Raw genomic sequence first — 12312 nt, 5'->3', positions numbered from 1 at the left:
AAATTGTGAAATGGCGCGTGTCCTACTTTGCTTCGGTCGCCACGCGGTCGTTGAACATCGCGGCGAAGAGGACGAGCACCAGCAATGCGGCGGCAGCCGGAAAGACCCAGATGGCGGACCAGGTGTGGCTGACGACGCCCGAGGCGTCGACCAGCTTGTAGGCGTCGACGACCGGTCCGAACACGAGCGAGCCGATGAACATGCCGACGCCCAGCGTGACGAACGCGATGAAGCCCTGTGCCGCACCGCGCAGATGCGCCGGCGCCTTCTTGTCGACGTAGATCTGGCCGGTGACGAAGAAGAAGTCGTAGCAGATGCCGTGCAGCAGGATGCCAACGTAAAGCATCCACATCCCCGCGCCTGCATCCCCGAGGGCGAACAACGTGTAGCGCACCGTCCACGCGATCATGCCGACGATCAGCATCCACTTCACGCCGAGCCGGACGAAGAAGAACGGCATCAGGAGCATGAAGCCGATCTCGGACCACTGACCGAGCGTCATCTTGCTCGATACATTCGCCACGCCGATCTCGCTGAGGAACGTGCCCGCGAGCCCGTAGTAGAACTGCAGCGGGATGCAGATCAGGAATGAGCCGAGCACGAAGATCAGGAACGAGCGTTCCTTCATCAGCGCGAGTGCGTCGAGGCCGAGAATGTCGCGCATGGTGACGGCGTGGCCGACGCTGGTCGGGGGCGTGTGCGGGAGCGCAAAGCTGTAGAGGCCGAGCGCGATCGAGGCGGCCGCGGCCGCCTGGAACATGCCAGCACTGGTGCCGAACCCGAGCACCGCAATCGCATAACCCGCGACAATCCAGCCGATCGTGCCGAGCACCCGGATGCCGGGGAACTCCTTGCCGGGATCCTTCATCTGCCGGAACGACAGCGAGTTGGCCAGGGCCAGCGTCGGCATGTAGCACAAGGTGTAGATCAGCAGCACCGGATAGAAGGTGCTAAAGCTGTCGAGGGTCGAGACGTAGAACAGCAGCAGCCCTCCCACCAGGTGCAGCACCGCCAGAATCTTCTCGGTGGCGAAGAACCGGTCGGCGACCATGCCCACGAAGAACGGCGAGACGATGGCTGCCAGCGCGGTGGCGCCATAGGCCAGCCCCTGCTGCGGGCCACTGAACTTGAGCGTCTCGTTCAGGTACGGCCCCATCGTCACGTACCACGTCCCCCAGATGAAGTACTGGAGGAACATGAGGAGGGAGAGCTTGAGGCGGACGGCGATCGGCATCAGTTCAGGTCCTTGATCCGGATGTTGCGGAACTCGACGACGTTGCCGTGATCCTGGAGCACGATGTGTCCCCTGGCGGCCTTGCCGTAGATCGGCCATGCCTTGAACTTGTTTTCGGCCACCAGCGTCGTCCAGGCCGGACTGCCGAACTCGTACTCGACCACCCTGGTGCCGTTCAGCCAGTGCTCCACGTGGTTGCCCTGGACGACGATCTTCGCGGTGTTCCACTCGCCTGCGGGCTTGCTCACGGCGGCAGACGGCGCGATCAGGTCGTAGTTGGCGCCGGAGAGCCGGTCCGGGCCGTTCTTGGCGTCGGGGTGACGCTCGTTGTCGAGGATCTGGTACTCGGGGCCGCTCCAGTAGGGCGCATCGCCCTCGGTGACGACGCGGTACATGATGCCGCTGTTGCCGCCGATCGCGATCTTGTAGTCGAGTTCGAGTTCGAAACTCCCGAACTCGCGGACGGTCATCAGGTCGCCGCCCGTGCCGCTGTGCACGAGGACACCGTCCTTGACCATCCATCCGGGTGGCGGCGTCTCGCTCTTGAAGGCGCGCCAGCCGGCCAACGACTTGCCGTCGAACAACGCCGTCCAGCCCGCGTCCTTCGTGGCCGCGGCCGGTTGCGCGAACGCCGCGACGTTCAGGCCCAGAATGGCGATAGGCGCCAGAGATGCAATCCGCGTCATCGAGAGAACTCCTGGGAGATCGGCGGGGTGCACAGCGCCCCAGCGTGGTCAGCGCTGCAGTATAGAGGCATTCTCCAGCGCCAGATCGACGGCAGGCGTCGAGCATTCCGCAGGTTCGGGCATGCCGTCGACCTGACTTGTCCGCCGTAGCCTTGGCGGAGGTGGAAGGTCGACGGCTACAGTCGTCGGCGGAGCCGGCGCAGAGCGCCCCGAGTCGCCACTGCCGGGTGCTCGTGATCCGACTGAAGGCTTTCTCCAGCGGGAGATCAACTGTAGGCGTCGAGCTTCAGCTCGACGCGCGGCGGCCGGGCATCCGCCGTCACCGCGGCGGGAGCAGGCCGGCGTTCGAGGGCCTGGGCCGTCTCGCGCGAGGCGCTGCCCTCGCCCTCGAAGTGCTGGCAGGCCGGCACGGCAAGGGCCGAGAGGGCGACAAAGAGGCAGGCCCGGGCCGCACGCGAGGTCCGCGTCGCGACCCGGGAGGTAGAAGTGCCTGGCAATTTGAAATCGGGAATTTCCAATTGCTCGTCCTTCTCAGATGGTGCCCTGACCGGGCATCGGCACGGGCGGCGTCGGGATCGGTCCGAGCTGCAGGCTTGCGGGCACGATCGCCTCCGCGGAATTCAGCGCCTCGTCCCACGTCACCGCCTTGCCGCTGTAGGCCGACATCCGGCCCATGATCGCCGTCAGCGTCGACTCGGCGACCGTCTGCAACTCGTTGATCTTCTGCCCGGCGCGGATGATGCGGATCAGGTCGATGTGCTCCTGCACGTACGGGCTGATCGGATCCTTCTCGCCCTTCCACGCTGCCGAACCCGTAATCTCGTACTTGTCCAGCTGCGCGCTGCCCTTGGTGCCGACGATGGCCTCCGAGACGCTGTTGGCGCAGTTGTCGATCTGGCGGCACATGCTCAACGAGTGCGAGCCGTCCGGGTACTCGTAGTCGATCGCGAAGTGGTCGAAGATGTGGCCGTAGGCCTTGTCGGTGCGCACCTGCCGCCCACCCATGCCGGTGGCCTTCACCGGTGGCCCCTTCTTGACCCAGTTGATCACGTCGATGTTGTGGATGTGCTGCTCGACGATGTGGTCGCCCGAAAGCCACGTGAAGTACAGCCAGTTGCGCAGCTGCCACTCCATGTCGCTCCAGGCCGGCTGGCGATCGCGCTTCCAGAGGAACCCCTGGTTCCAGTACGCCCGCATGCCGACGACGTCGCCGATGGCGCCGCCGTGCACGCGCTTCATCGTCTCGATGTAGCCGTGCTGGTGCCGGCGCTGCGTGCCGCCGACGATGCTGATGCCCTTGGCGTCAGCCTCCTTGGCCAGCGCCATCACCTTGCGGATGCCGGGGCCATCGACAGCCAGCGGTTTCTCGGTGAAGGTGTTCTTGCCGGCGCCGATCGCGGCCTCGAGATGCGTCGGCCGGAAACCCGGCGGCGTCGCGAGGATCACGTAGTTCACGTCCGGCACGGCGAGCACCTTCTGGTACGCGTCGAAGCCCGTGAACACGTGCTCGGGCTTCACTGCCGCACGCGCGCCGTACTGCTCCGACAGCCGCTTGACCGCCTGCTCCGTGCGGTCGCTGAACATGTCGCCAACGGCGACCAGGCGGACCCCGGTCTCATGCCCCTTGAACACGTCGGCGACGGCGCCGCTGCCGCGCCCACCCGCACCGATCAGGCCGATGCGGATTTCGTCGCTGCCCTGCGCGTGAGCCCCCGGGATGACGCTCCACCCCGCGAGGCCGCTGCCCACGGCAGCCGCCGTTGTCGTCTTGAGGAAGTCTCGCCGTGTCGATCCAGATTGTTCGGACATGCCCTCACCTCACCCTGGGAATTTCACAATTTCAAGATTTCACAATTTCCTTACCATTGACAGCCCTCGGAGCGCTCCGGTGGCTGTGAAATTCTGAAATAATGAAATTCTGCAATTTGCGGACTACCTGTCCGCACTCTCCTTGATCACCTTGCTCTTGAACCCCTTGAGGTTCGCCTGCTCGTCGAGCGCACGGGCCACACGGAAGCCGACGTGATCGGCGTCGGTGTGCCAGTAGATGCTCTGGGGCACCTGCGGATCGCGCTGGCTCCAGTCCTCGTGCGATGCCTGCCGGTTCGCGAAACGGAGCTTGTCGGCCGCCTCGATGAACGACCCGCCCCGGGTCGGGTGCGGATACCGCTTGTCGGTCGGCAGCGCCACGGGCTGCGTCGCCTTCGGGGCCCATTGCGCGTAGCGATTCTCGGCGTAGAGATCGAAGGTCCACTCCGCGACGTTGCCGAGCATGTCGTACAGGCCGAACGCGTTGGGCTTTTTCGTGCCGACGATGTGCGGTGTCTCCTTCGCGTTCCCGGCGTGCCACGCCTGCTCCTCGAGGGTGGCAGGACGCGCCGTCGTATCGCCAGCACGGGCGGCGTACTCCCATTCAGCCTCGGTCGGCAGGCGATAGGCCTTGCCGGTGACCTGCGACAGCCATCGGCAGTACTCCATCGCCGCGTGCTGCGTCATCGCCAGCGCCGGCATCTTGCCCTTGCCGTAGCCCTTCGCCTCGTCGCCATAGGCTCGTGATGGCTTGCTGACGGCGTCACTGTCGCCCGCTCCACCGTCGCCAGTGCGTGCGCCCGTGTTGCCGACGAATGCGAACTGATCGAACTCGTCCCAGGTGACCTCGGTCTTGCCGATCCAGAACGGCTTCAGCGTGACCTCGACCTGCGGGCCTTCGTCCGCGTCGCGGCCCGCCTCACTCGCGGGACTCCCCATCGTGAAGGTGCCGCCGGGGACGGCGACCATGTCGAAGGAAACCTTGCTACCAGGAATGGTCTCTGTGTAGGCAGCCGCAGGAACGGCCTTGGGCGCCGGCTGCGCCGCGAGCACGGCGGCGCCGAGCGACAGAAGACTCACGACGGTGAGGTAACTGCCGGACTCCAACGATATTCGCAGCCTACGGCCTAATGCCTGCGGGCTGCCGGCTGCCTGATCGCATATCGAGACTGCCGGTGCCCCGACCGCCATGGACCACTTGTCCGGCAGGACCCCGCTCTGCGGCCGAGAGCGATGACGTGGAGGAACCATGGTTGTGCCGGAGTGTATCGCCAACCGGTGACCGGGAGAACGGAAAAAGGGCGAGGCGACGATCGTCGCCCCGCCCCTCAGGTAGCCTGCAGCCTGCAGCCTGCAGGCTGCGTGAGGGAGTCGAGGCGGACGGTCGTCCGCCTCGACTCCCTTCTGCTTAAAACTGGAAGCGGACGCTCAGCTGGAGGTCGCGCTGACCGTTCTTGCTGGTGATGCGGCCGAAGTTGCCGCTCAGCGGATCGGCCTGCCTCTGACCTTGAAGGTCCCCGTTGTCGATGTTGCCGAGGTTCGGGTGGTTGATGAAGTTGAAGGCCTCTGCGCGCAACTGGATGCGTCGCGTGCCGCCAAGCGTGAAGTTCTTGAACAGCGCGATATCCCACTGCTGCTCGCCGGGGTTGTACCACGCGTTCCTCGGGGCGTTGCCGAACGTGCCGGCGGCCGGCTCAGCGAAGGCGGCCGTGTTGAACGCCTCGGTCCCCGGCACCGTGTACAGCTGGTAGTTCATGTCGCCCGGATCGCCGACGAGGTTCCAGGGCTGGCCGAAGCCCTGATCGCCAACGCCCGCCGTGTCGCGGTTTCTCTGGTACACAGAGAACGGGATGCCGCTGCGCATGAACGTCGCGCCAGAGACCTGCCACCCGCCGAGCAGATTCTTGATGAGCGTGTCCTGCTCACGGAAGAACGGCAGGTCGTAGATGTAGTAGAACGCCAGTACGTGGCGCCGATCGAACTGGGACGGCCCCCAGTACGTCGTGTCGTCGTAGCTGTTGAACAGCACGTTGCGCTTGGAGGAGCCATTGTCTTCCGACTTGCCCAGCGTGTATGCGAAGCCGAACTTGAACCCATTCGTGTAGCGACGATCCGCGGAGATCTGCAGCGAGTTGTAAATCGATCGGCCTGCATTCTCGGAAAGACGGATCGCGCCGTAGCCCGCATACGGGCGCAGCGCGGCGATGTTCACCCCGGGATTGGACTGCAAGGTTCCGGGCGCCAACTGGTTGATGTTGCGTTCGCGCGGCAGGTACAGGCCTCGACGTCCCACGTAACTGACATCGAGGATGAAGCCCATCGGGATTTCGCGCTGCACGCTCGCCGACCACATGTAGGAAGTCGGGTGTTTGAACACGAGGTCCTGCGCAGTAGCGCCGATCGGCAGGTTGCCCGGGTTGACCCCCACGCCGGCCGGGTTGTCCGCGACGCCATTCGAGATCGTCGCCTGCGGCTGGAACGGCACGTTGCCGCCGAGCAGCGTCGAGTCGTTGAGCGTCACGCGGTTGTGGAACATGCCGACGCTGGTGCGCACGACGGTCTTTTCGTTCAGCTGATAGCTGATGCCGCCGCGCGGTTCGAACACGTTGGCGTGCGTCTCCGAGAACCCGCGCGGCTGGCCCGTGAAGAGCGCCAGCACGGCCGGATCGTTGGCAATCACCGAGTCGTTCCCCGCGCCCTCGAAGCCATCGCCGGGGAGCATCAGGCCGTTGTAGCGCACGCCACCCGACAGCGTGCCGGTGGCACGGTTCACGGTCGGCGCATTGGCCGCGATGTACGCTTTGTCGGCAAACGTCGCGATGTTGTTGGTATTCGAGTACCAGGGCGGCCAGTAGACGTACCGGAATCCGCCTTCGACCGTCAGCTTGCTGTTCGGCCGCCACGAGTCCTGGACGAAGGCATCCGTGGCGAGCGAGCGCCATTCGGTGAGGTTGCGCTCGCCGAGTTCGGCGTAGTTGGAGAACAGGCCGAGGGCCATGTTCGCGACGCCGACGCCCGTGCCACCGGCGCGGCCATCGAGGAACTCGAAGCGGCCGTTCTGGTTGTTCGTGCTGCCAGGCACGGCGCTGACGTTGATCTGGTCGAAGTCGTTCTGACCGGAGTACTCGAAGGAGATGCCGGCCTTGAACGTGTGACGGCCACGCAGGATCGTGCTCACGTTCTGGACGGTGTGGATCGGACCGGTCGAGAACGCCGGGTAGGGGCCGCCGTCGATCTCCGCAAAGTTGCTCACGCTGATCGTCGGCAGCTTGTCGTTGATCTCCTTGTTATCGGGAAACACGTACGGATAGTCGATGCCCCGTGTGCTTCGCAGGTAGTCGCCACCTTCGAACACGTTGATGTAGACGTAGTCGCGCGAATACGTGTACGTGAGCTCGTTCACCCAGTTGCTCTTGATGGTGCTGGTCCAACTCGCGGTGTTCGTGTAGTTGGGACGATCCCAGTCGGTCCGGACGAACGGGAACGACCCGCGGTACGCGTCCACGGCCTTCCAGCTGTAGCCCGAGTAGCGGTAGTTGAACTGGTTGCTCGCGTTCGGCCGCCAGTCGAAGCGGATGTTGTCCTTGCGTTGTTCGCGCGGGTTCGGGCTGGTCTGGATCAGGTTGTTCGCCCCCTGCCGGAAATCGGGGGTCGGCGTCGGGTACGTGTTCAGGAACGCCAGCCCCTCTTGTGACAACCGGTTGGCCGGGATGATGTTGCCCGGGAACGGCTGGCCGGTCTGCGGATCGATGATCGCGATCGCGGCGCGGTAGCCGTTGTTCGGATCGAGCAGCTCGCTGAAGTCACCCTGGCGCATCTTCAGCGTCGGCACGGTATCGGTTCGCGTCGAGACCTGGAAGAAGTCCACCCACTCCTGGCCACCGAAGAAGAACAGCTTGTTCTTCAGCACCGGGCCGCCGCCGGAGTATCCGTACTGCTTGAAGTCGAACGGCGCGGGACCACTGCTCTCCGTGAGGTTGGTACTCCGATTGCGCGTCCAGCTGTTGGCCTGGAGCGACTCGTCGCGGTAGGAATACGTCCCGCTGCCGCTGAAGCGATTGCTGCCGCTCTTGGTCACGAAGCGGATCTGGCCGCCCGAGGCACGCCCGTACTCCGGCATGTAGTTGGCCGTCAGCACCTGCACTTCCTGCACGGCGTCCACGTTCTGGATGCCGATGATGTTGCCCGAGGCGCGGGTGCGAATGGCGGTGGCGCCATCGATCGTGATGTTGTTCTCATCGTCACGGCTGCCGTTGATGTTGAAGCCGCCGTTGCCGAGGTTGTCAAAGCCATAGTTGTTGAAGGACCCGCCGGCGACGCCCGCCTTGAGGCCCGCCACGCCAATCGGGTTGCGCCCGGCGAGCGCCATCTGCTCGATGTCCTTGGATTCAACGGTCTTGCGCATCGCCACGTCGGTCTGCAGCAACGCCGCATCGGCCGTCACCGTGACCTCTTCGGTCAAGGCACCGGTCTCGAGCGTGAGGTCCATCGTGATGGAACCGGCCGCGTCGAGCTGTACGGCCGTGCGCGTCGCCTTCTTGAACCCTTGCAGTTCGGCGCTGATCGTGTATTGCCCCGGCGCAAGGCTCGGGAAGATGTAGAAGCCGGATTCGTCGGTGACGCTGACTTCGGTCTGGTTGGTCGCCTGGTTAGTGGCCGTGACGGTCACGCCCGGCATGACGCCGCCCTGCTGGTCGTTGATGGTGCCGGCGACGCGGCTGCGTTCGAACTGCGCGAACGCCGGCGAACCGGCGAGCAGCAGCACTGCACACGCCATCAGGCGTTGCAGGCTCCTCCTCACGTGGAGCTTCCCCATAAATCCGTTCCTTCCTTGTCGTATGCCGGGACATGCGTCCCAGCCTGCCCGCCTGGCACCTACAGCCGTCCCTGCGCCCCAGCGGCGCCGTGCCTGGGACGGCCACAACTGCTTCGCACGTCGGGCAACCACCGCGCGTCGCAGAAAGAAAACCTGCCCTACCTGGTCCGTACTAGCTATCGCTAGTTGTCTCGCCACTCACCTGCATGGCTACGCCGACGCTGCATCGCTCGGGCGGTGCACCAGGCGGCGCGCAGCAGCGCGCTCGAAGCCGTCAACCGGCGTGGACGCAAGAGCATGGAGAGAGGAGAACCTCAAAGGGTTTAACACAGCCACTCTGTGCGGTCAAGAACCACCTTGCGCCCTCCGGCACCCCGTCGAGGACAAGTGGGTTGACCTCTTGCATCCCCGCTTGCGCACAATCACGTCTATGTAGTACTTCTCACAGCGCAAAGAGATGTGTAACAACGCCGGAGTGGTTCGACCAGTCATCCTGGGCGGCTGCGGCGCAGGCACGTGCGGACGCGCGGCGTAGGTACGTGCGGAGATGGCCGGCTCCGCCGCCGCCAAGGCTTCGGCGGACAGGTCGGAGAGCCGGCCCGACCCTAGTAATCGTTCACCCCGACTCCCGACTCCCGCATTCCCTGTGCTCCTGTGCTCTTGTGCTCCTGATGGAGGTCCCCGATGCCAGACCGACGACAATTCCTGCACGCAGCCGGCATGACCGCCGCCGCGGCGAGCCTTCCCGCCCGCAGCTACGCCCGTATCCTTGGCGCCAACGATCGTGTCCGCGTCGGCATTGTCGGCTTCTCCGACCGGTGCCGCGGCAGCCTGATCCCGGCGTTCCAGCAGCACGCCGCCGGGCTCAACTTCGAACTGGTCGCCGTCTCCGACATCTGGAGCCTGCGCCGCGAGGCCGGCAGCCAGCAATTGCAGAAGCTCGGAAATACTGCCCCCATCACCTGTCGGAACAATGACGAACTCTACGCCCGCAAGGACGTGGACGCGGTCATCGTCGCGACGGCCGACTTCCAGCACGCGCAGCACGGGGTCGAAGCGGTGCGCGCCGGACGCGACGCGTACGTCGAGAAGCCCATGGCCAACACCATGGAGGACGCTCGCGCCCTCCGCAAGGCGGTGAAGGACACCGGCAAGATCGTGCAGATCGGCACGCAGCGCCGGAGCACGAAGAGCTACCAGCAAGCCTACGAGTATTTGAAGTCGGGCAAGTTCGGCGACATCGTCGCCGTCGAGATGACGTGGAACGTCAACCAGCCCGGACGCTGGCGACGGCCAGGCCTGATCGACAAGCTGCGGCAGGAGGACACCGACTGGACGCGGTGGCAGCTGAATCGTCCGAAGGAAGCGTTCGACCCGCGCAAGTACCTGGAATTCCGCTTGTTCTGGCCGTACTCCTCGGGCATTCCCGATCAGTGGCTCGTCCACCAGATCGATACCGTGCACTGGTTCACCGGTTACCCGCGACCGCGCAGTGTCGTCGCCAACGGCGGCATCTACCTGTGGAAGGACGGCCGTCGCAATTGGGACACCTTCACCGGCGTCTACGACTACGGCCCGCTGGACGACACGACCAAGGGCTTCCAGGTCATCTACAGCTCGCGCATGACCAACGCCGCGGGTGACGTGAAGGAGTACTACTACTCCAACGGCGGCATGCTCGATCTGGACAAGAACACCGTGACCGACACCGGCGGGATGAAGGAGAACCACGCGAAGGCCATGGGCATGAAGGCCAACCTCCTGCCATCGATGTCGATCGCGGAGGCTTCAGCCACGACGACGGCCGCCGACACGGGCGCTGACGACTCGACGTCGGCCAACGTGCGCAACTGGATGGAGTGCGTGCGGAGCCGCAAGCCGCCGAACGCGAGCGTCGAGGCCGGCTACAGTCACTCGGTGGCGCTGTGCATGACCATCGCCGCCATCCAGACCGGCCAGCGCGTCACATTCGACGACGCCACCCAGGACGTGGTGATCGGTGGACAAGGGGTTCCCAGTGCACGACGCTAGTCACATCCGCCTTCGCGCTGCGCGCTTCGGCGCGATGGCCTCGCTTTGCTCGGCCAGCCTGATCATGGCAACCACCGCGAGCATGAACGCGCAGTCTCCCAAGGTCGCGATCAAAAGTGTCCCGGCCGAGAAGAAGGTCGAGGTCACCGTGGACGGCAAGGCGTTCACGACCTACATGTGGCCGGACACGCTCGAGAAGCCAGTCCTGTACCCGATCACCACCGCGAGCGGCATCGTCGTCACGCGCGGCTTCCCACCCCTCGCCAACGAGCGGCAGGACCACCCGCACCACGTCGGCCTGTGGTTCAACTACGGCGACGTGGACGGCTTCGACTTCTGGAACAACTCCGACGCGATCAAGCCGGATCAGAAGCCGAAGATGGGATCGGTCAAGCACCGTGAGGTGGTCAAGGCCGAGAGCAAGGGCGATCATGCGGTGCTCGAAGTGAAGGCCGACTGGATCTCGGGTGACGGCAAGACGCGCCTGAACGAGACGACCACCTTCACGTTCAGGGCGGCGGCCGGCGGCGTGCGGATGATCGACCGGGTCACGACGCTCGCCGCTGCGAAGGGCACCGGGACGGTGAAGCTGCCCGACAACAAGGAAGGCGCCCTCGGCTTGCGGGTGATCCGCGCCCTCGAGGATCCGGCCGAGAAGGGCGGCGAGTTCAAGGATGCCGCCGGACGCGTCACCAAGATGGGCGACATGGACATGAGCGGCGTCACCGGCCAGTACCTGACCAGCGAAGGCAAGGTCGGCAAGGAAGTGTGGGGCACGCGCGGCGCATGGACCAAGCTGAGTGGGACGGTCGGCGGCAAGCCGGTGACGATCGCCATCCTCGACGCCCCAGGCAACCCGGGCTATCCGACCTATTGGCACGCGCGCGGCTATGGGCTGTTTGCGGCCAATCCGCTCGGTCAGGCGGCGCTCAGCAACAACAAGGACACGTTGAACTTCGCCATCGCCGAAGGCCGTCCGGCCACGTTCCGCTACCGCATCCTGTTCATCGACGGCAATCCCTCGGCCGCCGACATGCAGAAATACGCGGCCGCATGGGCGTCAACCAGCGGCGGGTCCACATCGTCGAATCCGTAGGGAAGACGTAACCGGGTTCCGGGTAACGGGTTCCGGGTGCCGGAACCGATGCAGGCAGTTGCATCCCGTAGCCTGTAGCCTGTAGGCCGTAGGCTGTAGGCCGTAGGCCGTAGGCTCTAGGCTAATATCCGAGGACAGTGACAACGATGTTGAATGCACGGACGGTTGGCGCTGTGTGCGTGGCGCTGGTGATGATCGCGGGAACCGGCAGGTCGCTGGTGATGGCGCAGGCAGCCAAGAAGAAGGCCGCGCCCAAGGCCGCCGGCGGTCCGGCGCCGACAGCCGAGGAGGTGGCATCGGCCGAGGAGATCTACAAGACCAAGTGCGCCGTCTGCCACACCCTCGAAGGCAACTCGCCGATCCCGAACATGAACTTCGCCGACGGCGCGTGGCTGCACGGTTCGACGGTCAAGGACGTGGTCAACACCATCTCGAACGGCATCCAGGGCACCGCCATGATGCCGTTCAAGACGCAGTTCAGCGAAGGCGAGATCGCCGCGCTGGCTCGCAAGGTCCGCAGCTTCGATCCGAAACTCAAGTAGATCCATCCTCCACAGGTTGGGTAGGGACCGCTCTCCGAGCGGTCCATGACTGCGGCTCCCAAGCATCGATTGCTGCGCAGCGGTGGCAGAGATGGACG

Annotated in this window: 9 protein-coding genes; 3 read left to right on the top strand and 6 right to left on the bottom strand. The window is 64.9% G+C overall.

Annotation, left to right across the window (positions count from 1 at the left end; translation table 11 throughout):
* Nucleotides 1-22 precede the first annotated feature (22 nt).
* The 6 genes from LuPra_RS14575 to LuPra_RS14555 all read right to left on the bottom strand — a co-directional run bounded on the left by LuPra_RS14575 (nucleotide 23) and on the right by LuPra_RS14555 (nucleotide 8530).
* The gene (locus tag LuPra_RS14575; RefSeq protein WP_110171424.1) at nucleotides 23-1234 is read right to left on the bottom strand and encodes a nucleoside permease; all 1212 of its coding nucleotides are present in this window, start codon (nucleotides 1232-1234) and stop codon (nucleotides 23-25) included.
* Nucleotides 1234-1920 (bottom strand): 3-keto-disaccharide hydrolase, encoded by a 687-nt coding sequence (locus LuPra_RS14570; protein WP_110171423.1) that lies wholly within the window; start codon nucleotides 1918-1920, stop codon nucleotides 1234-1236. The genes LuPra_RS14575 and LuPra_RS14570 overlap by 1 nt, the downstream gene beginning before the upstream one ends.
* A 266-nt stretch (nucleotides 1921-2186) precedes the next feature.
* Nucleotides 2187-2417: a hypothetical protein gene (locus LuPra_RS31945; RefSeq protein WP_157899196.1), complete on the bottom strand. Its 231-nt coding sequence runs from the start codon at nucleotides 2415-2417 to the stop codon at nucleotides 2187-2189.
* Between the two features lie 34 nt (nucleotides 2418-2451).
* On the bottom strand, nucleotides 2452-3729 hold the full coding sequence (locus tag LuPra_RS14565; RefSeq protein ID WP_110171422.1) for a Gfo/Idh/MocA family oxidoreductase: 1278 nt from the start codon (nucleotides 3727-3729) through the stop codon (nucleotides 2452-2454).
* A gap of 123 nt (nucleotides 3730-3852) precedes the next feature.
* A complete protein-coding gene (locus LuPra_RS14560) occupies nucleotides 3853-4809 on the bottom strand; it encodes a formylglycine-generating enzyme family protein (protein ID WP_157899195.1) in 957 nt (318 codons plus the stop codon).
* 328 nt (nucleotides 4810-5137) lie between these two features.
* The gene (locus LuPra_RS14555; RefSeq protein WP_157899194.1) at nucleotides 5138-8530 is read right to left on the bottom strand and encodes a TonB-dependent receptor; all 3393 of its coding nucleotides are present in this window, start codon (nucleotides 8528-8530) and stop codon (nucleotides 5138-5140) included.
* Between the two features lie 699 nt (nucleotides 8531-9229).
* Here LuPra_RS14555 and LuPra_RS14550 point away from each other — a divergent pair.
* From LuPra_RS14550 to LuPra_RS14540, 3 genes are all read left to right on the top strand, one after another.
* Nucleotides 9230-10576: a Gfo/Idh/MocA family protein gene (locus tag LuPra_RS14550; RefSeq protein ID WP_110171419.1), complete on the top strand. Its 1347-nt coding sequence runs from the start codon at nucleotides 9230-9232 to the stop codon at nucleotides 10574-10576.
* Between the two features lie 64 nt (nucleotides 10577-10640).
* The gene (locus tag LuPra_RS14545; RefSeq protein WP_234800888.1) at nucleotides 10641-11672 is read left to right on the top strand and encodes a DUF6807 domain-containing protein; all 1032 of its coding nucleotides are present in this window, start codon (nucleotides 10641-10643) and stop codon (nucleotides 11670-11672) included.
* 146 nt (nucleotides 11673-11818) lie between these two features.
* Nucleotides 11819-12214: a c-type cytochrome gene (locus LuPra_RS14540; protein WP_110171418.1), complete on the top strand. Its 396-nt coding sequence runs from the start codon at nucleotides 11819-11821 to the stop codon at nucleotides 12212-12214.
* Nucleotides 12215-12312 lie beyond the last annotated feature (98 nt).

Source organism: Luteitalea pratensis (assembly GCF_001618865.1).
In the GTDB taxonomy this organism is placed as follows: domain Bacteria; phylum Acidobacteriota; class Vicinamibacteria; order Vicinamibacterales; family Vicinamibacteraceae; genus Luteitalea; species Luteitalea pratensis.
This window is presented reverse-complemented; position numbering and strand designations above follow the sequence as displayed.